The organism is Candidatus Pelagisphaera phototrophica, assembly GCF_014529625.1.
Classification (GTDB): domain Bacteria; phylum Verrucomicrobiota; class Verrucomicrobiia; order Opitutales; family Opitutaceae; genus Pelagisphaera; species Pelagisphaera phototrophica.
The window spans coordinates 2,735,660-2,761,989 of record NZ_CP076039.1 but is presented as its reverse complement, the minus strand read 5'-3'; the positions used below and the strand labels follow the sequence as shown (position 1 = coordinate 2,761,989).

Annotated in this window: 27 protein-coding genes and 1 pseudogene; 10 read left to right on the top strand and 18 right to left on the bottom strand. The window is 41.1% G+C overall.

What is annotated here, in order from left to right:
• Positions 1 to 559: 559 nt before the first annotated feature.
• From GA004_RS11900 to GA004_RS11885, 4 genes are read right to left on the bottom strand one after another with little or no spacing between them, the layout of a single operon-like run.
• Entirely contained in the window at positions 560 to 874 is a 315-nt protein-coding gene (locus GA004_RS11900; RefSeq protein ID WP_283394088.1) for a hypothetical protein, read from the bottom strand.
• Positions 875 to 933: 59 nt separating this feature from the next.
• Entirely contained in the window at positions 934 to 1,491 is a 558-nt protein-coding gene (locus GA004_RS11895; RefSeq protein ID WP_283394087.1) for a hypothetical protein, read from the bottom strand.
• 44 nt (positions 1,492 to 1,535) lie between these two features.
• A complete protein-coding gene (locus GA004_RS11890; protein ID WP_283394086.1) occupies positions 1,536 to 1,775 on the bottom strand; it encodes a hypothetical protein in 240 nt (79 codons plus the stop codon).
• A 2-nt stretch (positions 1,776 to 1,777) separates the two neighbouring features.
• On the bottom strand, positions 1,778 to 1,963 hold the full coding sequence (locus GA004_RS11885; protein ID WP_283394085.1) for a hypothetical protein: 186 nt from the start codon (positions 1,961 to 1,963) through the stop codon (positions 1,778 to 1,780).
• Positions 1,964 to 2,058: 95 nt separating this feature from the next.
• Here GA004_RS11885 and GA004_RS11880 point away from each other — a divergent pair, with 95 nt between their 5' ends.
• Entirely contained in the window at positions 2,059 to 2,922 is an 864-nt protein-coding gene (locus GA004_RS11880; RefSeq protein ID WP_283394084.1) for an alpha/beta fold hydrolase, read from the top strand.
• 207 nt (positions 2,923 to 3,129) lie between these two features.
• Here GA004_RS11880 and GA004_RS11875 read toward each other — a convergent pair whose 3' ends face one another.
• Positions 3,130 to 3,954, bottom strand: a complete 825-nt coding sequence (locus GA004_RS11875) for an HAD family hydrolase (protein ID WP_283394083.1) — start codon at positions 3,952 to 3,954, stop codon at positions 3,130 to 3,132.
• A gap of 493 nt (positions 3,955 to 4,447) precedes the next feature.
• The gene (locus GA004_RS11870) at positions 4,448 to 4,960 is read right to left on the bottom strand and encodes a DUF952 domain-containing protein (RefSeq protein ID WP_283394082.1); all 513 of its coding nucleotides are present in this window, start codon (positions 4,958 to 4,960) and stop codon (positions 4,448 to 4,450) included.
• 250 nt (positions 4,961 to 5,210) lie between these two features.
• On the opposite strand from GA004_RS11870, the pseudogene GA004_RS18230 reads away from it, so the two are divergent.
• Positions 5,211 to 5,282: pseudogene (locus GA004_RS18230) on the top strand (VPDSG-CTERM sorting domain-containing protein); the annotation flags it as partial.
• Between the two features lie 80 nt (positions 5,283 to 5,362).
• Here the strand turns inward: GA004_RS18230 and GA004_RS11865 are convergent.
• Entirely contained in the window at positions 5,363 to 5,878 is a 516-nt protein-coding gene (locus tag GA004_RS11865; RefSeq protein WP_283394081.1) for a hypothetical protein, read from the bottom strand.
• 577 nt (positions 5,879 to 6,455) lie between these two features.
• On the opposite strand from GA004_RS11865, the gene GA004_RS11860 reads away from it, so the two are divergent.
• Together GA004_RS11860 and GA004_RS11855 are read left to right on the top strand one after the other, a co-directional pair.
• Positions 6,456 to 7,943 carry a sulfatase gene (locus tag GA004_RS11860; protein WP_283394080.1) on the top strand — a complete coding sequence of 496 codons (1,488 nt, stop codon included), beginning with the start codon at positions 6,456 to 6,458 and terminating at the stop codon, positions 7,941 to 7,943.
• A gap of 28 nt (positions 7,944 to 7,971) precedes the next feature.
• Positions 7,972 to 9,336: a sulfatase family protein gene (locus GA004_RS11855; protein WP_283394079.1), complete on the top strand. Its 1,365-nt coding sequence runs from the start codon at positions 7,972 to 7,974 to the stop codon at positions 9,334 to 9,336.
• Positions 9,337 to 9,461: 125 nt separating this feature from the next.
• On the opposite strand, the gene GA004_RS11850 is transcribed toward GA004_RS11855, so the two are convergent.
• On the bottom strand, positions 9,462 to 10,874 hold the full coding sequence (locus GA004_RS11850) for a serine hydrolase domain-containing protein (RefSeq protein ID WP_283394078.1): 1,413 nt from the start codon (positions 10,872 to 10,874) through the stop codon (positions 9,462 to 9,464).
• Positions 10,875 to 11,443: 569 nt separating this feature from the next.
• Here GA004_RS11850 and GA004_RS11845 point away from each other — a divergent pair.
• A complete protein-coding gene (locus GA004_RS11845; protein WP_283394077.1) occupies positions 11,444 to 12,400 on the top strand; it encodes an MBL fold metallo-hydrolase in 957 nt (318 codons plus the stop codon).
• 185 nt (positions 12,401 to 12,585) lie between these two features.
• Here GA004_RS11845 and GA004_RS11840 read toward each other — a convergent pair whose 3' ends face one another.
• From GA004_RS11840 to GA004_RS11815, 6 genes are all read right to left on the bottom strand, one after another.
• Positions 12,586 to 15,039: a DUF6492 family protein gene (locus GA004_RS11840; protein ID WP_283394076.1), complete on the bottom strand. Its 2,454-nt coding sequence runs from the start codon at positions 15,037 to 15,039 to the stop codon at positions 12,586 to 12,588.
• A 507-nt stretch (positions 15,040 to 15,546) separates the two neighbouring features.
• Positions 15,547 to 16,275 (bottom strand): hypothetical protein, encoded by a 729-nt coding sequence (locus GA004_RS11835; protein WP_283394075.1) that lies wholly within the window; start codon positions 16,273 to 16,275, stop codon positions 15,547 to 15,549.
• A gap of 76 nt (positions 16,276 to 16,351) precedes the next feature.
• A complete protein-coding gene (locus tag GA004_RS11830; protein WP_283394074.1) occupies positions 16,352 to 16,969 on the bottom strand; it encodes a hypothetical protein in 618 nt (205 codons plus the stop codon).
• 269 nt (positions 16,970 to 17,238) lie between these two features.
• Positions 17,239 to 17,757, bottom strand: a complete 519-nt coding sequence (locus GA004_RS11825; protein ID WP_283394073.1) for a hypothetical protein — start codon at positions 17,755 to 17,757, stop codon at positions 17,239 to 17,241.
• Positions 17,711 to 17,956, bottom strand: a complete 246-nt coding sequence (locus tag GA004_RS11820; RefSeq protein WP_283394072.1) for a hypothetical protein — start codon at positions 17,954 to 17,956, stop codon at positions 17,711 to 17,713. The genes GA004_RS11825 and GA004_RS11820 overlap by 47 nt, the downstream gene beginning before the upstream one ends.
• 272 nt (positions 17,957 to 18,228) lie before the next feature.
• Positions 18,229 to 18,501: a hypothetical protein gene (locus GA004_RS11815; protein ID WP_283394071.1), complete on the bottom strand. Its 273-nt coding sequence runs from the start codon at positions 18,499 to 18,501 to the stop codon at positions 18,229 to 18,231.
• Between the two features lie 772 nt (positions 18,502 to 19,273).
• Here GA004_RS11815 and GA004_RS11810 point away from each other — a divergent pair.
• The 3 genes from GA004_RS11810 (at position 19,274) to GA004_RS11800 (ending at position 22,339) form a co-directional block, all read left to right on the top strand.
• Positions 19,274 to 19,774 carry a fasciclin domain-containing protein gene (locus GA004_RS11810; RefSeq protein WP_283394070.1) on the top strand — a complete coding sequence of 167 codons (501 nt, stop codon included), beginning with the start codon at positions 19,274 to 19,276 and terminating at the stop codon, positions 19,772 to 19,774.
• 311 nt (positions 19,775 to 20,085) lie between these two features.
• The gene (locus GA004_RS11805; protein ID WP_283394069.1) at positions 20,086 to 20,295 is read left to right on the top strand and encodes a hypothetical protein; all 210 of its coding nucleotides are present in this window, start codon (positions 20,086 to 20,088) and stop codon (positions 20,293 to 20,295) included.
• A gap of 28 nt (positions 20,296 to 20,323) precedes the next feature.
• Positions 20,324 to 22,339 carry a TIR domain-containing protein gene (locus tag GA004_RS11800; RefSeq protein ID WP_283394068.1) on the top strand — a complete coding sequence of 672 codons (2,016 nt, stop codon included), beginning with the start codon at positions 20,324 to 20,326 and terminating at the stop codon, positions 22,337 to 22,339.
• A 116-nt stretch (positions 22,340 to 22,455) separates the two neighbouring features.
• Here GA004_RS11800 and GA004_RS11795 read toward each other — a convergent pair whose 3' ends face one another.
• From GA004_RS11795 to GA004_RS11780, 4 genes are all read right to left on the bottom strand, one after another.
• Complete coding sequence (locus GA004_RS11795; RefSeq protein WP_283394067.1) at positions 22,456 to 22,731, bottom strand: putative quinol monooxygenase; 276 nt, start codon at positions 22,729 to 22,731, stop codon at positions 22,456 to 22,458.
• 404 nt (positions 22,732 to 23,135) lie between these two features.
• Positions 23,136 to 23,516, bottom strand: coding sequence for a hypothetical protein (locus tag GA004_RS11790; RefSeq protein WP_283394066.1), 381 nt, complete (start codon positions 23,514 to 23,516; stop codon positions 23,136 to 23,138).
• A gap of 287 nt (positions 23,517 to 23,803) precedes the next feature.
• Positions 23,804 to 24,067: a hypothetical protein gene (locus GA004_RS11785; protein ID WP_283394065.1), complete on the bottom strand. Its 264-nt coding sequence runs from the start codon at positions 24,065 to 24,067 to the stop codon at positions 23,804 to 23,806.
• Positions 24,068 to 24,292: 225 nt separating this feature from the next.
• On the bottom strand, positions 24,293 to 24,871 hold the full coding sequence (locus tag GA004_RS11780; RefSeq protein ID WP_283394064.1) for a VPDSG-CTERM sorting domain-containing protein: 579 nt from the start codon (positions 24,869 to 24,871) through the stop codon (positions 24,293 to 24,295).
• A 216-nt stretch (positions 24,872 to 25,087) separates the two neighbouring features.
• Here GA004_RS11780 and GA004_RS11775 point away from each other — a divergent pair, with 216 nt between their 5' ends.
• Together GA004_RS11775 and GA004_RS11770 are read left to right on the top strand one after the other, a co-directional pair.
• Complete coding sequence (locus GA004_RS11775) at positions 25,088 to 25,636, top strand: hypothetical protein (RefSeq protein WP_283394063.1); 549 nt, start codon at positions 25,088 to 25,090, stop codon at positions 25,634 to 25,636.
• 63 nt (positions 25,637 to 25,699) lie between these two features.
• Positions 25,700 to 26,242: a hypothetical protein gene (locus GA004_RS11770; RefSeq protein ID WP_283394062.1), complete on the top strand. Its 543-nt coding sequence runs from the start codon at positions 25,700 to 25,702 to the stop codon at positions 26,240 to 26,242.
• Positions 26,243 to 26,330 lie beyond the last annotated feature (88 nt).

Genomic DNA, 26,330 nt, shown 5'->3' with positions numbered 1-26,330 from the left:
GTTACCAACGGCGACAGTAACGAAGACATCGACAAAACCTAAGACTTGGACTTCGTTTCCAACATCAACAGTACCTTGGACATAGACAGGATTGTTAACATCGAGGGAAGCACCCCTTACCCAGACAGTCCCTGAAATTGGTAGCTGGGTTAGGTAGTAGAGTTGAAAAGAAAGAAGACCAACAACCCCAGATTAAAACCAATTCTCGATAATAAACCTTTTCATAGGTGATCAATCTATCGAGGATGGGTACTTTGGGTCAAGGAACCAACTGGGTTAGGTTACTTTATAACCGCCGACACACGTGCAGCTTTTAGCCTTTTCTAGGCCTACACGTTGTTTTGTTTATCGGCCAAAGCCAGAGAACGGACGGGAGAGATAGGCTAATAATCTCACCGACCGCTTTTAAAAACGCCACTCCAAGCGCAATAGCTATAGCAAGATTTATGAACCCTAATATTGTAGCATCAAGCCAACCTAGTACCCCATCTTCTTACCATATTAATGGGCCACAGCGTGACACAACAGATATGTAAAGAAAGAAAAGCGGTATAGATGCTCATGCAAGGAATTCGGTCAGCCGATTTTCGGGGAAAACTGATTTGTAGGGCATTAGACCCAGAATCTTTTCGGCAACGCCGAGGCCTGCTAAAAAGAAAAATAGGCCAATTAAGAAAAATATTTCGTATATCAGTATTAGAGAGGGAAGAAGAACAACTTTAATACCGTCATCTAGTCCATATTTTGGTAACATGGAAATGAATGAATTGGATGTTTCAATGATTAGTGCCACTCCAACCCCTAAGGCTATCAAACAGAATATTACACCAATCCAATTCCAGCCTTCATCTTTTTTTTCGGGAACCTTGCTCATTGCAGAGTACTGCCATCACTCCATGTTTGCTTCTGAGGAGTTTGGTTTCTGAATCGATTTTAATCGACCCGATACCAGATGTTTTTTTGCCTCCATGGGCTTCCATCTTGACCGAGTCCTCTCATTTCAATCGTCTCGGTGTTGCCATCCTCGGAGAAACTAATTGTTGCGTTAAATTCGCTCTTAGATCCATCCGGTGCAGTTAAGCTGGTGTGCCTCACCCAATGAGTATCAGTCCTGTGGATAGTGTGAACGCTTATCGCTCCTGTTGAGCTGGTATAAACAGTCCGAATCTTATTTGCGGAGTAGTCATAGAAAATGAGTGCTGTGGACATTGAGTCAGGTCCAACTACTTCCCTTATCATTGCATGGTCCCCTGATGCCATTCTAGCTTCAAAATTGTAGGTTTGCGGCTTTCCATTTCCACTACCTACTGATCCACTGCTTGCGACTGATGACACCTGCCCCGTCCATTTACCGACCGCTAGTCTGCAATAATCTCTAAAGTCTTCTGCGCTAGCAAGACCGGTCGATTCTGTTTGGTCACTCAACAGGTCAGAAGAAAATGCTGGGTTAGTGAAAGAGACAAGCAGGGCTATTAATGGGAGGTGTTTCATGTTTTTAAATAGATACTCGGATTTAAGCTCTTTGTGAAGCTCTTTCAGGACGCTCTGTGCAGAAAAATCTCAATGTCCATTGAGTAGTGTCTCGCCATCTCCCTTAGCCTTTTCAAGTGCTTTTCATCACCTCTGTCTTTAAGCTTCAGAACAATGCCAGCCTTCTTGCCTGTTTGCGTAGCGTACTTAAGGCTCTGGCCAATAGCCTCCGCCCATTTGTCCGCAAAGTCCACCTCTATGGCGTGGGTGTCTGTCAGGATGTCGCAGCGAGTGCCGTCAGGCATAGTCACCTCTGTTCTGCCTCCCAGCTTTTTGGGATATTGCTCTTTGTAAAAGCTTTCTGCATACGCTTTCGGAGAGCTAGGAACAGAGGGTTTAGCGCGGTTCCCTGATTGTGGTAGTGATGCGTACCTGCCTTCCGATCCCAGTGTCCCCCTTTTGAATAGGTGCGGCCTGAGTGGGGGGAAGCCACCTGCAATAGACCGAAGAGGACTAGGATGAATAAAAATAGCTTCGTGATTAGAATGAGAGCTTGATTGTGCAAGACGGGGGCAACAAAAGTATTCTATGAATTTTTTCCTAATAGCCTTACTCCTGGGTGTGCTCACACCACACTTGGCCCAAGCGCAACGTTCTTATTCTCGTGAAATTGAGATAAAGTTAAATAAGTCGACGATCGTAGTTGAATCGTGGGGTGAAGGTACGCCTATCGTCTTATTGCATGGAGGTTCAGGACCAATAACCGGGTTTGGAGGGTTAGCTCCGATGCTTGCGGAAAAAGGTTTTAGAGTATTGATGATCAATCGGCGAGGATTCGGAGGAAGCAAAGGGCCGTTAGATAATATCAACCTCCATGACTATGCCGAGGATGTAGCAGGAGTAGTAAAAAACCTTGTCGGAAGCCCAGTACATATTCTAGGACACGCATATGGTAACCGCGTGGCGCGCTGCTTCTCTACCGACTATCCTAATCTAACCAAAACAGTGATTCTTTTAGCTGCAGGCGGAGAGGTTCCTGGGGAGGAAAAGGCTTGGGCTGCATTGGAGCAACTTTCTGAACCAAATCTATCGCGATCCGAACAAGTCAAATTGGCTAGGGCGTCACTCTTCTCGCCCCAGGCTCCCTCTTCAGTTATAAATCGTTGGTTGGATGCAAGACAAGTTTCACCAGACGGGCAGGCGGCGGTCCAATTAGCCAATCGTGCGACACCTCTGGAGGATTGGTGGGAAGCAGGATCTTCACAGATGCTTGTGATCCAAGGTTTAGACGATAGAATCGCTCCACCAGGAAACGGAAGAAATCTCCGGAATAGGTTAAAAGGCCGTGTGACGCTCATTGATTTAGAGAATGCAGGGCATGCGATGCATGTGGAGCAGCCTGAAAAAATTGTCGAACATATCGTGCGATACGTTGGCGAGCTGAAACCGTGACGTTACTAAGCACTGTAGTGAGAATATGGACTGTGTTGGATTTCATAATGCCTCCCGCATTAATGGAGACACCTGCTAAGCACAAATTTTTCGAGATAAAATAGGGTCTTACCTATAAACGAAGTACCACTCGCAATCTATATCAGGCTACTCTTTATACATGCAGCTTTTCCAAGTCGGTAGCCGGCAAGATTGGCTTAGACACTTTTAGACTCCTAATTGGTCTGCCAGATCATTCAAATCCTTGGCTAACATATCAACCGGCACTTTAGGAGTTACTGAACTTTTACCAGCTCCGTGCTCATCGGGTCGTTCTATTGCAGCTACTTTTAAACCCGCAGAAGCAGCACCCTTCATGTCAACATTATGGGATGCGGCAGATACAAGCATGCATTGCTCTGGCTCAAGGGCAAAAGCCTCGGCGGAAGCTTGGTAGACGATCGCTTTGGGTTTAAAGTCTCTCGCGATATCTGCACCTAGAACCGCATCAAAACTGATGTTATTCCGGCGTACCACATTGGCAATCATACTGATATTCGCGTTTGATACTGGTGCTAAAAGAAACTTCGAGTGCAGTCGCGGGAGAGCATTCGCTACATCTGGCCAAACGTCAAGTCGGTGCCATGACAGGTTTATATCTTCCATCACTTTATCAGGTAAGCCTCTTATTTCGAAGCGAGCCATTACCTTATCAAGCATTCGCCTGTGTACGGCATCTAAACTAACGTATGGCGTACGGCCCGAACGGACTTCCTCCATTCCTGGTCCGTAGAGAGAACGCCATTCATCAGCAAATTCGAACCAGTCGAGAGAATAGCCTAGAGGCTTGAGAATTTTTTCGACTGAATGAGCGACCCCTGTTCTCCAGTCCAATATCGTACCAAACATGTCGAAGAAGAGTGCTTTAACTCCCAAAACGGGATTAATTGGTGCGTTTTTCGCTAGGGACACTTTGAAAGTTGATCCGAAGATAATGGTGCCTCCACCCGCAACTTTCGCTGCTTTCTGGACGAATGATCGCCTATCTATCATTTTCATGGGTGAGATTTTGTAGCTAGGATTTATAGGTATTTAAAATTCAAGAGAGGTTATTGTATGTTCAAGGGTAAATGAGAGTCGCACTGATTCTATGCCATTTGTTTAATCGATTGAACGCTGACCTCAGGACGTAGTTTGGGAAATTGTACTTAGCGTCCATTCCTGACGTATTTGAGATAGAGTGATCGTACGGAACTGTCACGGATATACTATTAACTTAGCTTTTCAATCCCTAATAGAGGCGTCGATGACGGAAACCTACCCTCTTGTTATGCAATATAGTTCGGTCCCTGGCGCAGGCTCCACTTTAGCCCGTCTTGCGGCTGGGGTAGTAGCTCTTGCCTCTGCTAGACGCAGGCTGGGATAAGAATAGCTTCAGAAGCCCTTGAGGCAGCAATTTTTTCTTGGGGCAGTTGATACAGGTTAGCAGGAATAAAATCTTTTATTGGTCATTCGAAGTGTTAAGCTCCGGGAGACTGACCTGAATTTACTCGGCCTCTTCAGTGAATCCCTCGATGGACAGAAACCGTCCATCGTGATCTCGGTTAACAACTAGGGTCTCAAGCACGCTCGACGGATGAATACCGCCCAGAATGTGAGGAAACAATTCACTGTCAGATCCTTCGAAGTTGGCCTCCTTGTCGCCAACGGGTGCCGTGCCTTCAAAAATAGTATCAACACCTGTTCGCGAAAGTGAAGCCAACGACATTTTCAGGCATAGCCAATCACCCATCACATCTTGGTAGAAATGATTTCCAATCGTAGTTAGGTAGATAGCGTTAGCTGTGGCGTGAGTGAACCCATCTTGATGATACGTCGGCGGGAAGTAAGTCACGTTATTCTCGACGGCATCTTCCCAAAGCGACTTCTGTACAAGATGGAAAACAAAAGGGTGCTCAGATTTAACCTTTTCCAAATCCTCATTTGGTAAGCCTGAGGTGACGGTCCCGCAAAGAAGACAAAGACTGAGGGCGTAGAAAAGAGCACTTTTAGATCGCATGTTATAGATGTATTTGTTGTTCAATCGTTTTTAACCGTGAATGGAAGTTTGGAGTCCGAAGAAAAGCAATTATTATACCATACTTAGAATCTGTTCAATTTGACTGTTTTCCAAATTATGAGGATGACCAGTCCTACAAGGACCCCGATATTTGCGGTTGCCGTGCTTATTGTGTTGAAGGTGTTTGTGTTCGTAATACGGCACTGAAAAAGAATAAGCCGCATTAGGAGGAAGAACTAAGAGGCCCGATACAGGGTCCACAGCAGCACTTCTTGGAGTTGGGGTAGCTGCTCTAGTCCCTGCTAGGCGGAGGCTGGGATAAAGTGTCCGACCACAGCAGCCGTTAGGCGACAATTTTTTCTGGGGCAGTTGATGCAGATTAGCAGGAATAAAATCTTTTAGTCATCCTCTACTTTTCTCCCAAGCGATGAATTTTTTCCTCCAATCGGAGGGATTATAGTCCGAACTTTCTATTAGTTCTTCCAGGTCTCTCGCGAGATCTTCATTTCTTGTGGAAACGCTTATCTTCAGAAATTCCCAAAAGGGGAGTCTGTTTGCGGCTCTCTCCATGCTAAATCGATATGGCTGGTAGTCGATAAGCCCACTACTGTACTGAAAGTAGACGTCCTCCAGTCTATGGAAACGGGCTATTTCAAACTGGTACAATTTTGCCTTATTTGTACCCTTTAGAAGATCAAATTGCCCTTCAATGAAAACATCATAGTAGAGATCGGAAAGAACCCCGTCCCTAGCATTGCTAGAGAATTGTTCAATCAATCCTGAAACTCGCTCCTGTCTGATCTGGGATTTTGCGATACTTGAGTTCTGCTTTAGCTCAAAGATCAAGAAAACAAGGCCAGCGAGCAAAGCGGCATTACCGACAGCTGTCGTGACTGTGAGTACGTTGTTGGATTGCATAATTACGCTAAACTGGGGAAATGAGTCTTAAGGACGACAATCTTTTCTGGGACAGTTGATGTTTTCAACCCATCTTATGATGCGAAAAATAGCACCTTTATGGATTATAACCTAAACTATAAAATAACGAAAATGATCCTAAAATGAAGTGAAAAGAGCCAAAATCGCCGTTTTTTGGCTGTTTTTGGACAAAATTAGCCTGTTTTGGTTAGAAATGAAAATGGCCCATAGAGGTGCTAGGTGAGTTGATCAGATTTAGCGACTTTTCCCTAAAGACTTCAGAATAATCCGTTTTCAATCTTTAGCTAATCGATCGGCCAATCGGCCCAACTCCGTTCGATCGATAAAGCCATCTCCGCATGATCGTTTCTGCTAAAATTGGCCTTCATCTTGAGAATCGCCTCGTCCGAGGAAATAGGGTAGTAACAAAGCCGGTTGTCTATTCGAATCGAGATCTGTCTCTAGACTACAACGTGCATCTCAATTCGAGGTCTCATGAATCGAGGACTTGCCTCCTGTCCTAATAACTGAGAATTTTTCAACCTCTTAAAGATTTCTACACTAGCTAAACTACCCGATGAATCTTCGTATTCTTCTAGTCTCAGTTTCTTCGACTCTGGCCCTGTTTTGTGGACTAAACGGTGCGGACAAGCGTCCGAATGTTTTGTTCATCGCAATTGATGATCTTAATAATTGGGTAGGATGTTTGAAAGGGCATCCAAATGCTTTGACTCCTAATATAGATAAACTGGCGAGAAGAGGGGTCCTTTTTAGCAATGCACACTGTTCTGCACCTGCCTGTGGTCCTTCCCGTTTTAGTTTGATGACCGGAATTGCTCCCTACAATTCGGGAGTGTACCATAATAAGCAATCAGATAGTCGCTCATTTTCGGGAATTCCATCGCTGCCTCAAATATTCCGAGAGAATGGCTTTAAAACGCTTGGTAGTGGGAAACTTTTCCATGACAATACCTTTGATGAATTAGCTTGGGATATGTATATACCGCGAACTAAAAAAATTAAAACATCACAGGAAAACATTGATAACAGATATTCTATAGATGTTCGTATAGGAGATATTGAGGGAGTTGACGTACCTGAACAGGGTAATTATGGCAAGGGAACCGGATGGGGAATCGTGTATGATTCTGATAGTGTAATGCCTGATTATCAGGTGGCTTCTTGGGTTATTAGTCAGTTGCAGAAAAAGCATGAAAAGTCTTTCTTCTTGGGATGCGGTATTTTCAAGCCACACCAAAGATGGGATATTCCTAAGAGGCATTATGATGCATTCCCTATTGAAACGATTGAATTGCCCAAAGTTACAAAAAATGATTTAAGTGATGTACCTCAAATAGCCAAATATATAGCTGCTCCTCAGCGTCATGCAAAAGTGCTCAAAGATGGAGTATGGAAACAAGGGATACAGGCTTACCTTGCTGCTATTCATTTTGCTGATGCACAGGTCGGACGTGTTTTGGATGCACTATACCAAAGCGAATACGCTAATAATACTATTATCTGCCTTTGGAGTGATCATGGGTGGCACCTTGGAGAAAAAGAGCATTGGACAAAATTTTCACTTTGGGAGGATACGACCCAAACTGTGATGATTTTTGCGGGACCAACAATTCCTCAGGGTGAAGAATGTAATGCCCCTACAAGTCTATTAGATATTGCCCCCACTTTTTTCGATTTTTTTGGCTTTGGTAAAAATCCGAAGCATGACGGAAAATCATTACTCCCGTTGCTAAAAGATCCTGAATTAGAGCTAGTGGAACCTGTTTATACGACTCATGGAAAAGACAATCATAGCCTGCGATTTCCAAGTTGGAGGTATACGAAATACCGGGATGGAAGTATCGAGTTGTACGATATTCTTAAGGATCCAAACGAATGGAACAACTTGGCTCTTGATAAGAAATACACTAAAATAATAGAAGAGTTAGATGCTTACATGCCCAATTACAGTCATAAAGACCAACCTTTTTATGACAAATTGCCACTATCAAAGTTTGATAAATTGTATGAAGAGAAAAAGAATGAAAAACTCATCAAGAAGTGAAAAATAATAATAAACAGAAGCTGAACCGATGAAGATAATAACAAAAATTTATTATATTAGATTTTTATTTTTATTGTCATTTTCATCAAACTATCTTTGGTCATATGAGAAAACTAATGTCATTCTTGTTATGGCAGATGATATGGGACAAGAATGCCTGGGTACCTACGGTGCGAAAGAATATAAAACTCCCAATCTAGATCGCTTAGCAGAGGACGGAGTAAAGTTTAACAATTGCTTTGCGACACCGCTTTGTTCACCATCAAGGGTCTCAATAATGACCGGAAAATACAACTATCGTAACTATGAGGAATTTTTACATATAAATCCTGATGAGATTACGTTTGGCAATCTGTTCAAAGATGCAGGCTACCGCACAGCTATTGCTGGAAAATGGCAACTCGGGGGAGACGGGGATACCATAAACAGGCTTGGTTTTGATGAATACTGTGTGAATAATATAGCTAAACCGAAGGATCTAATCAGGGAAGCAACCGGACGCTATGCGTTTCCACTCATGTATCAAAATGGACGCTTCCTAGAAGATGACGAAGTTCGCAATAAGTATGGTCCGGACCTACTCTTAGATTTTGTCTGTGACTTCATTGATAAAAAAGAGAGCAAACCATTCTTTGTTTATTACCCGATGATTCTGGTGCACTCACCCTTTGTGCCTACCCCACACAGCAAAGATTGGTTAAAGACGGAAGAAAAAGACCCTATGTATTTCTCTGATATGGTGGAATATACTGATGAAATTGTAGGTAGGCTTTTAAAGCATCTCGGAGAAAGAGATTTGCTAGAAAATACGCTAATAATTTTTACCGCCGACAATGGTACACACCGAAGTATCACGACCCGCATGAACTCCGGAGAGAAAATTACGGGAGAAAAAGGCATGTTAACGGATGCTGGCTTAAGAGTTCCTCTTATTGCTTCTTTTGAGGGTAAAAGCCCGAGAAGAGAATTAGATGATTTGATAGATTTTTCAGATATTCTTCCGACCATTTTGCAGGCTGCAAATATTGAGTCATCAGAAGAGTTTGTAACGGACGGTCGTAGTTTTTATCCCCAAATTATTGGGAGAAAAGGAAGTCCAAGGAAGTGGGCTTTTTGTCATTACGATCCGGTAACCTGGTTCTCAGATTTTAATGATTATGCAGGCCGTGTCTTGATGATGGATGGTTATCGAATGTACAACGATGGCAGACTCTTTAGTATGGATGATCGATTAAACGAAAACCAATTGCCACAATCAATCGATGATCGACAACGAGCTGCCATTCGTAATGAGATGGAAACTATTATCGCAGCTTTTCCTGATTATGATTTCGACAAGGAAATAGAAAATATGAAAGAAATTAGAGCTAAAATAAAAGCTGGTCAGCCCTAGAGCAAGTTTAAGAACGGCCCATTAATTGATCAATTCTATTGGTTTACAGCCCAGCTATCGCGACGTAAACGGCCAAAGGTGGCTGACAACATTGCGAGCTGGAGGGTCGCTTGACGGGCTATTTACTAGTACTCCCATTCTGAGAGAAAAGCTGCGATCATAGGTTCTTTAATAACCGGTTCCCCTAATGGAAAACTGGCGGGTGTCGAGGCCATGAACTGGGGAAATAGAAGGATGTAGGAATCTTCCTCTATGTACAGTCTTCCGTGGTTATTAGCATACCCAGACCAGTGGTTGCAGTGTGGCGACTTGTCGGTCTTGGCCTCGACGGCCCAACCGTAGTTGAACGATGCTGCCTCGCCGGTTAACCCGAAGGCTCGAGCGATCTTAGATTGGCGATCAAGATCAGAAAATTGTCCATAAGCTAAATCGCGAACAGATTGTTCTTTCAGGATCCTTCTTCCGTTGGGAGTGCAACCTCCTGCAAGAAGCATTTCATAAAACTTCGAGTAATCAAGTACAGTCATACAGGACCCAGTATCGCCGCTATCGCAAGATCGAGGGCCCTCAAAGTGGGCAGTAGTTACCGTGTTCGGGAAATCATCCACCATGGGAAGGCATTTGACGTAGGGCTTAACATCTATCGCACCAGAGGGGCCAGAGCCCTCATTTGCAGTCGCGGCATACAGTTGTGGTATTTTGGCTATTCGCGGGTCTCCATCATTTAAGTAAAAAGCCGCGGAAGACATTCCAAGCGGTTCGAATAATTTTTTCTCGCAAATGCGGGAGAATCGTTCGTGTTTTCCTAACACCCTCTCGCAAACAACTTCTATTATTCTGCCCATTAATAAAGCACCCAGTCCATAGCTGAAGGTTCCGGGCTCGTCTGTCAAATAACCTGCTTCAGCAATAGCATCGCAATATTCTTCTAGTGTCGCATTTTGCCCGATAATCGAGTTAGAAGAGTAAAAACCTAAGCCCTTTTGACGCCTGAGAGCTTGGGCTACGCCGTACTGGTGGCCGAAAAGAGATTGATTGTATACCAAGTCGAAATCGGTCCACATATCATAGCCTATACCTGTTGACTCGGACAAGCAGTGCTTAACGAGAATCTTGTTTTGCGCAGCTGTTTTCGTGAAAGAAAGGTTTTGGGTCTTCCCCGTCATAAACGAAGTGTAGGGGACCTTGAAGGCACCTGGCTCTCCATGCGGCGCCTCATGAAGCACTTCAAACTGGCGCCCGAATGCGGGTAAGTAAGTCTCCACCGGGGCTTCCAATTCAAGTAGGCCTTGGTCTCTCAACATCAGAGCTATCGAGGTTGTGAGAACCTTTGTCATCGAAAAGCAACGGAATTGAGCGTCATTAGTCATCAGCCGCCCAGCCTCTTTATCTGCATATCCGAACGCCTTCTGATAAACGTCCTCGCCGCGTCGAGCCATTATTACCAGCCCGGGGATAGGGCAGTGATCATTATTTACAATCGTTTCGGCCGCGGCGTCCAGCCGTGACTCGTAATTCGTTTTAAGACGCTTCGCCATATCGAAATATCCATTAGGACATAACTGGCGTCAATATTTGGTTTGGGCCGAAAGTCAGCAACTTGAATTGGAAGCTTGGGCGGGACGTCATTGAGAGGTTTTCTAGAATGCTGAGACTCCTCTTGACGCACTCCACCCTCATTTACCCCCATAACAGGAAGAGATTCGGGGCAAATGTATTCCGTGCTGAGAGAATATCTACTCCTCCTTAGCTTTCAATGGCTCAGATTGGAATGAGGGACCAACTCAAACGGATTCACGCCTTCTCGTTTCTAACAACTCCGAGTGATTGAAGGAGCAAATGGGACCGATACACGCACGGGAGGACACTGAATCTCAGACACGCAAACCTAGTCCCTCAAAAAGGTCTTCCCTTTCTCAGCAGCAGAGAGCAGGTCTTGTGTTAAAAACGTAAATAAAAGCTAGTTTTTGTCCGATTTTTGAGATGACGGTTACGGAAAACATGTTCCCACTACTCCACCAGCTTCGGGTTGGCTTGTGGTCAGCACACCATCCAGCAGATATTTTACTCGCTCAAAAATCTCAAGCTATTCTAATTCCCTACCACAATGCCGATTTTTTCTAAAAAGATGTTCATCTTTTATTTCTTGTTTAAATGTTCATCATTAAGTTCCACCTACGAAATAACCGTTTTGGCAACGAACATTGCCAATTTCGGCGGTGTCGGAGAGTGGAGCTTCTCAGCCTTGTTAGAAGGAGAAAACGAATCTGTAATTTTTGATACCGGGTTCGACGAAAATACCGTTCTTCACAACGCAAATTTGTTAAAAAAGGATCTTGGCAAAGTTGAGAAGGTCGTTCTAAGCCACTTCCACGGGGATCATACCGGTGGACTGTTGAAGCTAAGAAAAGCATTCATGGCAGATAATCCCAAAGCCTTCACGAAGGTTTACGTGGCGAATGGATTCTTTGACCAAAGATATGATGAAAAAGGCGATCTCCGAGGCTTCATTGGAGGATTTGATCGAGTAAGTGATTTCGCCACAGAAGCGAGTTTATTGGGGATTAATTTTATTGTTGTCAAGGGACCTCTCGAGATATCCAAAAATTTAGTATTGTCTGGTCCCGTCGAGAGAAAATTTGAAAAGGTGATCGTATCTCCTGGCTTTTTCTTATGGGAAAATGGTAATCTTAAAGCAGATTTAGTAGCGGATGATCAATCTTTAGGGATACTAACAAAGAAGGGTTGGTATATAATGTCGGGCTGCGGTCATTCCGGACTGTTAAACACTGCAGATGCGTTTTCTAATTATGAGAACATCGGAATATACGGCTTAATTGGAGGTCTTCACTTGTTTCGATCAAGCGATGATTTCATTCTTAATACAGCGAAGTCTTTGAAGAGATATGGAATCCAGCAGATTGTAGGTGCTCATTGCACTGGTATCCGAGCAGCCCAATTGCTCGCGGGAGCACTGGACATAACCGATGACAATCTTTCTCATGGAGCCGTAGGAGCCGTTGTAACTAGTGATCTTAAAATAGTCAGGAGTTCAGTGGAGTGAAATCTAAACATAAAATGTTATATACAACTTTGATTATAAATTAAATTAAAATTTTGAAATCAAAACTTAAACATGTTCTTAAAAATTATGTCTAAACTTTTTTTAATATGTGTATGAAAATCCAACATTTCCTTAAAATAAGCAAATTATTAACAATAAAAAGACAATTAAAAATATGGCAAGTCTCATCTCATATACCAATGATATGATATATAATCATAATTGCTATTAGTTTCTAGTTTATTTACGTTTTCCCAACTTAATTTTCTAATTTGTATTTCATCGGTATTATATTTTAACATATAGTTAAAATAAATTTCAAATTCTGATGCCCCTGATTTTTTTTTATCTGTCACTGTTTTTAAAAACACGTTGTAAAATAAATCATTATGATTTTTTTCAATTTTAGCAATAAGTTCATCTATATATTTTGTCTCAAATATCATGTGGTGACAAATACCTGATTTATTTTTATCAACTTTAATCAAACCTTTATCTAATTTTTCCATATGGTGAAAGTATGGTTTATGATATTCTGTACCATAATTATAAAGGCATTTATTATTTTCCACAAAAGTAGTTGGTTTTAAGAAAAATGTGTCACAATCAATAACTAAATATTTATCCAAAATATTTGGAATGATTTTACCAGAATATAATTTAAATAATTGCTGTAAATACCATCCATTTCTATCTAATTTTCCGTGATATTTTGCAACTGTTTCTATATTAAATGGGAAAATATTTTCATTAATAGTGGTACACCCATCAATTATTATTGATGGATCATAGCAAATTAAATAAATATTTCTATAACCAATAATATTTTTTTGAGTATATTTTATTTGTTGTTCAATAACCGATTTATCATTTGGCCCAACTAATATTACTATGTCAAATAAATTTGTATTAAAAGATGATTTTTCTACTGTCTGTAAATTATTATTTATTTGATTTGTACTCATATTTTCTAAATTACATATCTTTATAAATTCCATATCTAAATATTGATGATTAATTGCCGAATAGGATAGCTTGCTTACATCAAGTTCTTTCCAATCATCTAATAAAATTAATGGAAAATATTTCTTATAATGCTCAGTTATTTTATTTTTCAAACAAATGGGAATTGTATTCATATATAAACATTCCCAAAACCGATGTGTATCTATTCCATTTCCTTCAGGACATATAGCAAATTTATGTCTTTTCAACTCAATTAAATATTCTTTATAAGGGATATTATTATTCCAAGTTATTCCTTTTTTAATAATATCATTATAGCATCTAACACGTTTTATTTTATTGGTATTTTTGGAAAAATTAAAATATATTACCTTGGATTTTTCAATAGGCATATCATAAACTGTTTGATGTATTTTAGAATTGCCATGTGTCCATTGGGAGTTAGCTAAACCAATTGGTAAAGGAAACACTTTTTCATCTTCAACATTGATATTTTGGGCGTATATGCATTGTAATAAAGGCAGTTTTTCGAATAAAATAATATGTTTTCTGTCAAACGATCCGTCGCTGTTGTGTAATACTAATTTGAATGGATTTTGTAGCCCTTTTAATGTTCTAACTAATTTTTCAATATTACCCAATAAATGTGTATAACAAAATACCAATAGTTTATTATCAATATTTGCATTATTACCAAGATAAATAAATCTATTTTTATATTGAGCAACATTTGGATTAAATCTAAAATCTTCATCGGTGCCAACGAAATGATCACAGGAGAATTGTATTTTTTCACCAGTTATGAACGTGTTCATGTATTTCTTAATATATTTATTTACAACTGGGTTTATCATCCTAAAATTTATCAATTTCTTACAATGTATATGAAGATTGTTAATAGCTATTAATTTATCTTTAATTTCAATATATGGGAAAAAATCATCTCTTTTTTTTACCCATTTAAACTTGTATTTATCATACTTGATTTCACAAGTCTCATTTACAAATCCAGTTGTATTACCAGCTATATTTCCTGGATCAACTCCTCCTAAATATTGACCAATCGCAGCCGCATCAAAAATACTATTAAATTCTTGAAAATTTTCGTTATAAATAGATATATCTAAACTGTCATCAATAATTGGAAATGTCTTCACAATATCTGTGTTATTGTTGTAGAAATTTGATAAATTAATCATATCGTTTTTTGTAAAATCATAATTTTCAATCAAATTTGTAAATAAATCATATTTTGGAATATATATAATCCCTGGAATACATCTATTATTTGAATCCATGGTTATATATATTTTTTCTTCAAAATTATAGTTTAGACTACTATATAATAAAACATCGTTTTCTAGATGAATTACATTTGTAAGATTTTTCATTTTAATGTACTCATATACTAGAAAAAGGCGTTTTGATGCATAATTCCAAAAACCACCTCTAAAATTTTTGTCTAATTTTGATTTTTTATCAAAATCTGTTTGTAAAGTAGCGGAGTCAATTAGTTTAATAGAAGATTTATATTTATACATTTCTTTAAAAAATGTAAAATCTACAATAACATGGATATCAAATTCGAATTTGAGTAATTGATTTATATTTTCTTTTATGTAATCTTGAAATGTACCTGTTGAAACTAAAACTATTTGTTTTTCATCACACATTTTAAATAATATTTATTATATTTTTTTAAATCAAAATTTTGATTTAAGTTTATAAACTGATATTATGTTTGCTCTAAATTGTCATTATACTGATGATATTATAACTAATTTTCCTCCATATAGACAACCTAAGTTGATATGGACTGATTTACGCTCACGAATTATAGAAAACGAAAACTGTGAAATTTTAATAAAAAGAGTAAATGATATTGATTCGACATTTCCAGATTTTCGTTTTATTGATTATTCAACTCCTTTGTTATTGGCATGTAATAATTATAATAAACTTGATTTTATAGAATATCTCGTAAAACAAAAAAAATGCAAATGTAAACTATTCTCTTAAAAAATGGCCCAAAGAAATAATGGGAGATTGTTATGATCCTAAATACCCATTTGAATTTATAAATGGATTTACACCTTTGATGGCGATTATAAAATGTCAAAAAATAAATCAAAAAACAGATGTTCACGGACACCGAATCATTGAAATCGTAATGGCACCTTTTAGTCGCCAGAAAGTGCAATTATCCTTTCGATTGTTTCCATCAGCTTTGGATTATCACCCTCCGCCATATTCAAAAAGGTGCTGATTAACCTTCCCCTACCTCTGATCAAGTTTTCGAACTCGATATCCTCAATGAAAGACTTATCGACTCTCGGATCACTTATACCCAGGTGATATGGGAGAGGTACTCTTTTTGATAGAAATGGTGTCAAACGCTCAATAGCAAAATCTTCCGCTCTTTTTTCTCTCTCCTTGTAGTCTGATAAAAGACTTTCCCAAAGTATTAAGGTACTTCTCAATTCGTCGTTTCTTATAATTTGAAAAGAAGAGGTGTTTTTTAACGTGTCTATAGTCGCCTTTGAAAGGTCTGCGGTGCCAGCACTTGTAATACCCATTAGGAAAGAACTTAAAAGTGCTTCATCAAATGTTGCTGTTTTTTCCGAGATCAGTTGAACGAGGTTTGCACAGTTCTCTCGAACTTTAGAAAAAATGCCGGCCGTATGAATCAACTCCGACTTATTAAAAAGAAATTCATCGTGAATCTCTGCTAATAGCACTCGTTCTCGGATTCTGTCCAATCGGCTCTGATTCCAGTTGTCGACTTGCAGTGCAAGAAGGATGCCTAAAGCTATCAGAATCAGTTCTCCTAACGCGTACACTAGATAAGAGAATGCACTTCTTTCACCATTAAACCTACTTCTGAAAAATCTAAAAAATGATATATTCATAAATATTTTCTACGTCTTCTTTCCCCAAATGTATAAACGCTCCAGTATAAAGGTCATTCAACCTCTACGAATTTGCCTAGGGGGTCACCTCACGGGCTAATATATGCCTTAATTCTTCAACTGGTTTTTGATCGTTATATTTCCAGCGAGGTTCTACATCCAGTTGTTTCCAATTTTTCGGATATGAATCTACACTGAAATTTAGTAGACTATTCATCAGCCATTTTCCCTTATTTTCGTCGAAAACTAGATTGTAAGCAAACGCCATAGCAACTCTTGGTGTTTGATTCGGAGTGGTAAGGAAAACGTCTATCAACCCAATTAATACTGAATTTTCTTCTACTGGAAGATATGATATTCTGTTTATTTTAAGTGCCTCAAAATCGTATGGGCTACATATCGCGGGATATACTTCATTTCGCACAGCGTTGTAAAACCCAGTCGTTTCAGATATGTTGTTGAAGAACAAGTTTGGCTGCCCAACGAAACAGAATTCCTCGCTGAACAAGTCCTTCATACGTTCTTCTGATAGTTCGTTCGCATTTAATGAATCCCAGTATTCAAATAGCGTATCCAATGCTCCTTTGTATCTCGGATCTATATCTGAGCCAATAGATGAACTTGAAGATGATGTTGTTGCTAAACCAACCAGTACAAGAATTAAAGACCTTCTTAACATGCCTGTGTTTGCCATCTTAACTACGCCCTATCAAGCCCTCTTTTTAATCATGCGGATATTTTTTTCACCCCAGTCTTTCTTAGTCTCCTGCATGTGGCTTTCTCACATTCAGGCCTCACCGATTCACATGGGGGACATTGGGATCGGAAGGCTGGAACGTGTCACTACCACAATCAGGGGGCTTGAACAATTCGGTCTTTCCCCGGCTATCCTAAAACGTATACAGAAAGGTTTAACGTAGATTAACTTTTCAATCTAAATTGTGGTCTTACTATAAAAATTTATTATTTGTAGCTTTTCACCAAAGAACCAAATTTTTCAAGCTCCTCAGCGATTCCTTTATTAAAACTAATGATGCGTGCACGCATACTTTTTATACTATGAACGCTGTAACTGAATTCCTTGGAAGATTTCAGATCATTAATATCGTACAGCGGTTTTATAGATGCTCCAGTTTGACCAAAACCAACAAACTGAGATAACGTATTTCCTACAATAAGCTCAATTCTATCAACGTTATTTTGTATGTTACTCTGTCTTGATTTTATAAAACTTTCAATTTCCAAGGCTTGCTCTACTAAATCTTGGTCGTAGGCTATGGGTTCGGTCTCTCCATCCAGCACTGAACCTAGTAATCCTACATCAACTTTGGGTAGATTGAGTGCAGCAATGTTGTTCAATGCATTTTCAAAAGCAGTCTGCTCTGCCGGGTCATAAGTTTTGGAAGCAAGAAAGCTTGCTATATTAGCTAATTCATCATTCCATTCTTTCAATTGAACCCTGAATGTTGGCAATCGCTTCATATATATCTAATTTTAACTTTAAGATATTATCTAGGCATTCACTTCTATATTTCCTCGCATCGTTCCAATCATTTATTTGTACAGCGAGGAGAACACCTACGATTATAAGAGCGATTTCTCCAGCAGCATATCCCAAGTATCTGACTGGTCGACTTTTAGCAGCAACGATTTTGCGGCTTTTAATATAAGTGGACTTCATAAACTAAAGAGGATTATAACCAAAGGTGCACGATGGGGAGGCAAGCTTAATAGTAGATGAATTTTTTTAACTGGGAAAATCTGCTTGCTCAAGAGCTCTTCTGGCCCTCCAAAACACTTCGTTGTACTACTCCGGCGAGGTAACCTTCTTAGTGAAGTGAATCCTCTCCTCAATGCGGTGAGCTTCTTGCCAACTCTTTTCCTTGGCTGTTGAGACGCTGTAAACGCCGCGGAACGTAGTAGCTGGGGTTGGAGCTTTTTTCATCTGGTTGATCAAGTCCCTAACGGCCAAGCCGTATTCCTGGTAGCGCAGGATACGAGTCCTTTCTGGGACTGATCTATCAGATCCATGAACAACTTTACCCGATAGGCTTCTCGCTCCCTAATCTCACGCACGCGGCCTTTGCCAGTAATCGTGGCCGGCAGATTTACCCGGTACGATAAACTGAACTTCTTTCCAGCGGTTTTGTATGAAACGGCGCCAATCCGTATTCCGGATTCCTTCGGAAACTCGATAGGGGACGCTATGCCTCTTGAAAACAGCATGCTAAATCCAATACCAAACATGACTGCTTATCAACGAAAAATCTGGTAGGAATACGGTAATCAAAAGACCTAAGTAGTTGATAAGCAGGACTTAAATTGGAGGCGTAGTCGGGAATCGAAATCGTTATTTACCTAGCGAACAGAGACTTACGAACCTATTAAGGGGTATTTGGCAGCATTTGTCTGCACTGTTCTGCACCATTTATGACAGGAAATTAGATGGGGGCGGGGTCTCGTCAATCACGCTGGTGAGTATGATTATACATCGATAACCGCCTAAAAAATTAACATCCTCATGGGGTTCCGATGTGTTCGAGACAGAACATTGGCACCCTGCTAGTACCCCAGATGAGAAAAGGGTAAAGGATGACAACTTTTTGCCCCTCGAACCACTACGCCAGAGAAAGAGAATTGAGAAATACGAGGAAATCGGTCCGAATTAGTATGAATATCTCCCATCCGTTTGGGGTGGCAAACAAGACGGTGGATACACCTCCGACTTAGACAACAGTCTAATCAACTTTGCGTTGAGTGAGAAGAAGAAAGCCAGAACGTATTTAAAATTTCAAAACTTGTTCATTTATATTCTCTGAAAATTAGAAAGGGCTATATAGGTTAAATCCATGAACTCGTGGTATTTTTAGGTTATCTGAACAATTTACGTACCATTTTTAACAAACAAAAGCTGTTCATATAAATTGCGTCTAACTCTTCAATTGTCGATCTCTTGTGTGCATTCTGAGTTAGTAAAAACAATTAACCTGAAATTATTATGATTATACGAACAATTAAGAATCTAGTGCTCATTCTTGCCTCAGTCAGCTTCGCGGCGATCGCTCAAGCTGGTCATCACGGGGATGCTCACAAACAAAAAGATATTGTTGAAGTGGCCTCTTCTGCTGGCGTTTTTAACACTTTGGTAGCTGCAGTAACTGCAGCCGACCTTGTCGCCACTTTACAAGGCGAAGGGCCCTTCACAGTTTTCGCTCCAACTGATGAAGCATTCGCCAAGCTGCCAGAAGGAACTGTTGAAACGCTGCTCAAACCAGAGAACAAAGAAAAGCTGATCGCAATTCTTACCTACCACGTTGTGCCCGGTGCAATCTTCGCCGCCGATGTCAAGGCAGGGAAAGTTGTTACAGTAAACGGCTCCAGTCTCACCGTTTCCGTTAAAGATGGGTCCGTGTTCATTGATGATGCCCAAGTCACTAAGACCGACGTTAAAGCCAGTAATGGGGTAGTGCACATAATAGATTCTGTTGTAACTCCCTAAATAGGCAACCAACCTAATTGAAAGTGAATTCCGGACTCCACATTGGGGTCCGTTTTTTGTTTTTACGACACACCTCTTGAATTGTTCCCGTCCTCGGCGGTGGCGCTAGAGGGTTCTATTATCTCTTCAACAGCCCTAAAAAAATAAGCTCCGCATGCGATTCCAATGGGATCGAGAATGCTCATTGGGCCCTCATTAGTACCCCCTAAAAGGAGAAGAAATGGGGCCGAATTTAATCAACTGCCCCCAGAAAAAATTGTCGTCCTTTGGGGCAAACCTACCTCATTTTTTCCCTAGATGCCTAAGATTTTTTGCTTACGAAGCTAATTCCAGATGACCCTATCTGGAAGCACTATCCAGAGAATGATTTTGTCCGCTGGGTCGGAGATGGTGAGGAAGAAGCTAGTAAGAGCGCGGCTAGAGGATCTCTTTCAACTAACAAGGCCATGGCACTTCAAGGAAAGGAATTTATGTTCTTTGAGAGCTCAGTAAAGAAAAACGGTTTTCAATCTTGCTCATAAGACTGCAATAAGGCTTGTTTTCTCGGAAGTGAACGACGACGTATTCATCAGTTATGCCGCTAAGGATAGAGAACGGGTTCTCGGCTTAGTAAAAAGGCTCAGAAATGCTGGGGTTTCTGTTTGGATTGATCAGGGCGGCATTGATATTTCGGCTTTGTGGAGCCAAGAAATTGTAAATGCAATTAAGACCTGCAAAGTTATGTTGCTGTCCATATCGCCACAGTCGACCGAATCTAAGAATGTGGTGAAGGAGCTGGCACTGTGTTCAGAGCGCGAAAAGCCTATTATCCCGGTGTATTTTGAGCGCTCTGAAATCCCTGAAACGATGGAATATCAATTAGCTGGGATTCAACGGGTCGAGTATTTTAAGGATAATGAAGATGCCGCATTTGCGGCAATACTTCGATCACTGGCAATGAGAGGAGTTGCTGTTACCTCTGAATCGGTGAAGGAGATTCAAAAGCTAGACCATAAACCACGACAAACCTCCGAGACAATTGCTAGTGAAATACCAAAAAGACGTAATTTCAAACTCAGCCTCACTACGTCTTTTTTGATGGTATTAGTCTTCGCCTGTGGGCTGATTTTCTGGTGGCCCAAGACTGATACAAAACAAATTCCCAATAGCACATCTTCTTCTCAATCGGAAGAGTCTGCCCAAACCAAAGAACAGCGAAGTAGTTTGGCGATTGTTCCATTTAGAAACATTGGTCCCGCAGGGGAAAATAGCTTTCTGGCTGACGGCATGCATGAAGAAATTAACGCGATGCTTTCTATGGCACCGAATCTTATCGTCAAAGATGGTGCGAGGTTTAAAGGCATGTCAAGTAGCGTGAAGGAGATAGGAAGTTCACTCGACGTTGATTCGATTCTTACTGGTAGCGTAATGCAAACGGCTGGTAAGTTGCGGGTAATAGTAAAGCTCATCGACTCAAAAACAGAAGCGAACCTATGGGCCAACACCTACGATAAAAGCGAGGGTGATTTTTTTACAATCCAAAGAGAGATTGCAGAGCAAGTAGCACAGGGCCTTTCGATAAATCTCAACAGCGAATATGAGACACTTATAAACGATCGCCAAACCAAGAACCTAGAAGCGTATAATTTGTACCTCGAGGGAAGATTACTTTGGAACACACGCGATAAGGATAAAATGTATCAAGCAGTCGAGAAGTACGAGCTCGCGATCTTAAAGGATCCTCAGTTTGCATTGGGATACGTTGGGATTGCAGAGTGTTACAATATGTTAGCGGCCTATGGCTTTTCCCCAACTAAGATAGCTGTTCCCAAAGCGAAGATGTATTTAGATAGAGCTTTGCAAATCAACGATAAAATCTCGGAGCTTCATTCAAGTCTTGGATGGTATTACTGGATTTACGAATACGATTTTGACAGAGCTGAGGCCTCTTTTCGCAAAGCTTTAAGTATAAACCCCAGCAGTCCAGAAGCTAATCGCTGGTATGCCCAATTAAGATCTGTTAGATTCAATCCGGATTCGGTCGGGGAAGTTGAGAAATCCGTGGCGTTGGAGCCAAATTCCCCCACCACTAGGTGGGTTCAATTCAAGGTATTGATTACTTTTTCTAAATTACAAGAGGCAAAGATTGTGGCGGCTAAGGTTAGGGAGCTGGACCCTAATTATTTTTACGGTCATTTAGGAATTATCGAGATTCTTTGCCTGGAAGGAAAATACGATGAAGCTCTTGTAGCTGCTGAAAATGCCATTGTAAGCACAGAAGAGCCAACATATTATGGTATAAAGGGTTTCATACTAGGGCGAATGAATCGAAATGCCGAAGCTATTGTTGTTCTTAACACACTACGAGAAATGTCATCGAGAAAGATCGTTTCGGAAAGCCTCCTCAGCATGATCTATTACTCAATCGGCGATTACGGCAAGGCAATTGAAATAATGAAGGAATCTGTAGGAAATAAAACGTTTAATACCTTCATTTGGGATCCTAGAATCCATTGGAAAAATTTGCACGACAACGCGGATTTCATAAAAATCTTTTCTGATCTAGGACTGCCGTTGAAAATTTAGGGCGGTGTGGTGCTCACCTTTTGAGAGCTAACCAACACCTGTCCCCAGAAAAAATTGTTTCATTGAGGACTGTGGAAGTTCGTTATGGTGCAACCTAATGTAGTATCGCAATGCGCTTAGTGCTTAAAACCATCCGTTTTCGCCCGATGTTCAGTGGTAAAGTCTTTCATCTTCTTTTTTAGTTCATCACCCGTCGAACCCAAAACCTCAAAAGTTATCACCTCAAATATTTCGACGAAGGCGGGCATTAGATTACCCTTCATGAAGCTGTCGACGTGAAATTCCGCTCCGGTATGATTGCGATAAACTTCATACAGGAAATACCTGTCTTTCGATGATGCGTAATATTCGTAAACGATCGTTCCAGGTTCTGTTTTTTTTGACGTTCTCAACAAGTTTGTCTATTAGATCCTCGGCCTCTGCTTCTTTTCCTTCAACTACCATTAAATCAAGAAGAAATATCATCTGCCCGTCGTTCGGATCTGAGTGGTGACTACCAAGGACCGTAACAAGAAACGTACCGGAAACGATTATTGAGCTGACTAATCTAAACAATCTTACGCCATCATTTTTTCTCATTGTGTTTTATCTGAAACACATATTAACGTAATTGGCGTAGTTATCTGTACATTTTCTGCATACAGCTTTAGGATTTTGACAGCTGCCCCAGAAAAAAATTGTCGTCCTAAGGACTGCTGAGGCAGGAAGCTACCCCTATCCCGGTCTCTGCCGAGCAAAGGCTAGCACAACTACAAGAAGGGTCGCTATACCTTTCGGATCCCGGCATCAAACCGTATTACCTGAGCGACCAGAAGGAGACGCAAGATTGCTTCTCTCCCAGATCGACCTCAAAACGGACGAAATTCTGATCCCCATTTGTCACGTAATCCGCGAAAAAGACTTTCATTTTGCTACCATCGCGAGTGAAGGTCCCCATGTGTGGCGTACTTACAATACCACCTTCTTCCAGAATAGCTTCAGCAGTTCCAATTACTGTCCCGCCTAAACGCTCCCCACAATCCCCACGGGCCATGTGTTTATACTCATGCGTCAAAGTAACAAAGCCATAGCCCTCTACCTTTCCCTCCATGTAAACTGTCATAGTGTCCTCTTTCTGGCCTATGGCAGTTATTGTAAAAGTTCCTTTTCCGTCAGGATTGCTTAAGTCTAAGTTCATAACGTGCATAAAATATCTCATCCATTGCAAGTCAAGTACTGCGAGGCGTCGCTTGTAACAAGAATGAGACAGATTTATAAGTGACTCTAAAACAAAGTTAAAAGTGGAACCTGCTCTGGACTCTCTCCCAAAGCTGAAAATTGGATACAAAAAATAAGGAATACTATCAAACGAGGAAGCATGTATTACTCACCCATCGGCTTGGGGTTGGCCTCTACCATCTCGCGGGCCATTTTCTATGTTTGGCGATTTGATCGGAGGTCATTTCTTTGAATATCAACTAAATGTTAGCTTCGAGCCTGCAAAGAATAAATATCGTGCGATAAGCCGAGTGATTCTTCAATCTCCGGTATACGCTTAGCCATTGCCTCTTCCATTCTAGTCTCATCGGTGACAGTGAATTTAAGCATTGCCGTGTGTTCATCAACCTTCCCTACAATGTCGTCTTCCATAAATTCAGATCTTAAATCCGCGTCACCATCGTAAATAGCACGCCATTCATCATAGCTTACGTTTTTAAACCTAGCCACCATCAATATCTCTTTACTCATAGTATCGCATAAAAAAATTATGACGGTGGTTTGTCAAACTTTTGAAAGGCCAATTCTTTCACCTCTTCAAAGGTTTTGGCCCAAATTAAGTACGAAATCGAGCAAACGACAAAAGCCGCTAGGCAAAGTTCTAATGGGGTGGATTTGGCAAACATTACGCTTATGGTGCACTAACCTCGCACAATCTGACAAAGGCGAACGGTGTGAAGGCTTTATTAGAAAACCCTATCCCAGTCTGCGCCTAGCAAAGGCTAGAGCCGCTACACCCACTCCTAGAAGAGCTGCTGTGGACCCTGTGTCGGGGACCGCGGACAATGATGCAGAGCCGAGGTCGGGGACCGCGGACAATGATGCAGAGCCGAGGTCGGGGACCGCGGACAATGATGCAGAGCCGAGGAAAGTGCCGGAGTTACCGGGGGCGTCACCCTCGAGAACAAAAGCCTGTCCCCAATAAAAATTGAGGGAAGTGACTGCACTCGGATCAAAAGCTGTGCTTGACCAACTACCAGTCAAAGTCCCGCTCAAAGCACTGCCAACAGTCAACACCTCCTCAAAGCCGATGTAGATAAAATTAGCTTCTTCTTCAACAACCAAATTAAAACCCTGTATAATCTGAGAGCCAGAGAAACTAAACGAGCTAGCCGCCGTACCAACAGAACCGATCACAAAACCGGGGTTAGCCGCGTAGTTAGGATTAGTGATATGAATAAGTTTTCGACTTTGGTAAGGTAGAGTATCCGGTACATTCCCCGATATAACCACCGAGAAACTCGTATCGGTTAACTGCAAGTTGGTGAAAGACACAGCCGATGCCGAAGCAGGGAACAGTGCTAAAAGAAGACTGATTTTGAGTAGATTAGCGGAGGGCTTAACCGCATCGGAATAAAGCTAGGGCCAGGGCCATGTAAAGCAAAACTCACCCTGATCGTGCTATCAGGGTTCCTTGCAAAAAAGGGCAGGGGTATCGGAGTCACTTAGCTCTTCCTCTTAATGCGGCTTATTCTTATTTATTGCCGCATTATGAAAACAAACACCTTTATCACACTAAGTACAGCAACTGCCAATGTCGGGGTCCTTGTAGGACTGGTCTTCCTGATCTTTGAAATTAAACAGAATTCAGCAATCGCTCTTTCACAGATTAGGCAAGAGAGGACGCTTAGTATAATTCAACAGTATACATCTTTTGCTCAAGACAAAGAGTTTGCTGAATTGAAAACTCGGGCCATCTGGAATGGCGACTTTGATTCGGTGACAACGGTAGAGTGGAATCAGATAAGAGACTATGAATTGGCTAGAAGTGCTAGACTCGAGGATGTATTCTTTCAATACAATCAGGGGCTGATTGATGAGAATATGTACAAATTTGCCCTCGCGATGGGGGCGAGTAGGCTAGGTCTTTGGAAGTGGCTGAATGTTGGAGAGCCTAATCCTGAGTTTGCTGTGGCTGTCGCTAACTTTATGGAAGATGAAAACTATAAGCCAACTTTGTTAGCTACCAGCTTTGAAGAATGGTCAAAAGATAAGGAACAGCCAAACAAAGGCCTTGGATCACCCTTCGTTTTCAACTAACTTTAATGTTTCTTCCCAATAGATTTGTGCTTGGCGGGTGCCTCCATTAATGCCGGAGGCATTATGAAATCCAACACAGTCCAAACTCTCACTACAGTACTTAGTAACGTCGCCGTTTCAGCTGGCCTAGTCTTCCTGATATTTGAGCTAAGACAGAACTCTGCTATTGCTTTGTCTCAGGTCCGGCAGGAAAGGTCATTGAGCATTATTCAGGAATATTCCAACTACGCTCAGGATAATGAATTTTCCAATCTCGTTGCCCGTGCGATTAGAGGCACCAACTTTGACTCCGTTTCTGACGATGAGTGGCATCAAATATGGGGCTATGAATCAGCTCGGATGACACGTTTAGAGGATGTTTATTTCCAGCACAAAGAGGGCCTGATTGACGATAGTATACACAACTTTAGCCTTAAAATGGGAGCTTCTAAACTTCCTCTTTGGAAGTGGCTTAGAGTCGTATCTGTAAATCCAGAATACAATGCCGCCGTGGAAGCTTTTGCGAATAGCCCCGATTATCAGCCTACAAAGTACGAGATTGAGTTTTCTGCATGGGCAAAGAAAAACGAGTATTCAATAGGTGGTGTGGGAGTTCAAACGTTCTAATAAGCCTTGTTCATACTCTTCCAGCATCTTCAGAAGCCAATTTCATTTTTAACCAAAAACAGGCCATTTTATCCACAAAGTAGCCAAA

Excerpts from the sequence above, each read along its gene's own strand:
- GA004_RS11900 (WP_283394088.1), bottom strand. The coding sequence starts at position 874 with ATGAGCAAGGTTCCCGAAAAAAAAGATGAAGGCTGGAATTGGATTGGT.
- GA004_RS11895 (WP_283394087.1), bottom strand. The coding sequence starts at position 1,491 with ATGAAACACCTCCCATTAATAGCCCTGCTTGTCTCTTTCACTAACCCA.
- GA004_RS11890 (WP_283394086.1), bottom strand. The coding sequence starts at position 1,775 with ATGCCTGACGGCACTCGCTGCGACATCCTGACAGACACCCACGCCATA.
- GA004_RS11880 (WP_283394084.1), top strand. The coding sequence starts at position 2,059 with ATGAATTTTTTCCTAATAGCCTTACTCCTGGGTGTGCTCACACCACAC.
- GA004_RS11875 (WP_283394083.1), bottom strand. The coding sequence starts at position 3,954 with ATGATAGATAGGCGATCATTCGTCCAGAAAGCAGCGAAAGTTGCGGGT.
- GA004_RS11870 (WP_283394082.1), bottom strand. The coding sequence starts at position 4,960 with ATGCGATCTAAAAGTGCTCTTTTCTACGCCCTCAGTCTTTGTCTTCTT.
- GA004_RS11865 (WP_283394081.1), bottom strand. The coding sequence starts at position 5,878 with ATGCAATCCAACAACGTACTCACAGTCACGACAGCTGTCGGTAATGCC.
- GA004_RS11860 (WP_283394080.1), top strand. The coding sequence starts at position 6,456 with ATGAATCTTCGTATTCTTCTAGTCTCAGTTTCTTCGACTCTGGCCCTG.
- GA004_RS11855 (WP_283394079.1), top strand. The coding sequence starts at position 7,972 with ATGAAGATAATAACAAAAATTTATTATATTAGATTTTTATTTTTATTG.
- GA004_RS11850 (WP_283394078.1), bottom strand. The coding sequence starts at position 10,874 with ATGGCGAAGCGTCTTAAAACGAATTACGAGTCACGGCTGGACGCCGCG.
- GA004_RS11845 (WP_283394077.1), top strand. The coding sequence starts at position 11,444 with ATGCCGATTTTTTCTAAAAAGATGTTCATCTTTTATTTCTTGTTTAAA.
- GA004_RS11840 (WP_283394076.1), bottom strand. The coding sequence starts at position 15,039 with ATGTGTGATGAAAAACAAATAGTTTTAGTTTCAACAGGTACATTTCAA.
- GA004_RS11835 (WP_283394075.1), bottom strand. The coding sequence starts at position 16,275 with ATGAATATATCATTTTTTAGATTTTTCAGAAGTAGGTTTAATGGTGAA.
- GA004_RS11830 (WP_283394074.1), bottom strand. The coding sequence starts at position 16,969 with ATGGCAAACACAGGCATGTTAAGAAGGTCTTTAATTCTTGTACTGGTT.
- GA004_RS11825 (WP_283394073.1), bottom strand. The coding sequence starts at position 17,757 with ATGAAGCGATTGCCAACATTCAGGGTTCAATTGAAAGAATGGAATGAT.
- GA004_RS11820 (WP_283394072.1), bottom strand. The coding sequence starts at position 17,956 with ATGAAGTCCACTTATATTAAAAGCCGCAAAATCGTTGCTGCTAAAAGT.
- GA004_RS11815 (WP_283394071.1), bottom strand. The coding sequence starts at position 18,501 with ATGCTGTTTTCAAGAGGCATAGCGTCCCCTATCGAGTTTCCGAAGGAA.
- GA004_RS11810 (WP_283394070.1), top strand. The coding sequence starts at position 19,274 with ATGATTATACGAACAATTAAGAATCTAGTGCTCATTCTTGCCTCAGTC.
- GA004_RS11790 (WP_283394066.1), bottom strand. The coding sequence starts at position 23,516 with ATGAACTTAGACTTAAGCAATCCTGACGGAAAAGGAACTTTTACAATA.
- GA004_RS11785 (WP_283394065.1), bottom strand. The coding sequence starts at position 24,067 with ATGAGTAAAGAGATATTGATGGTGGCTAGGTTTAAAAACGTAAGCTAT.
- GA004_RS11775 (WP_283394063.1), top strand. The coding sequence starts at position 25,088 with ATGAAAACAAACACCTTTATCACACTAAGTACAGCAACTGCCAATGTC.
- GA004_RS11770 (WP_283394062.1), top strand. The coding sequence starts at position 25,700 with ATGAAATCCAACACAGTCCAAACTCTCACTACAGTACTTAGTAACGTC.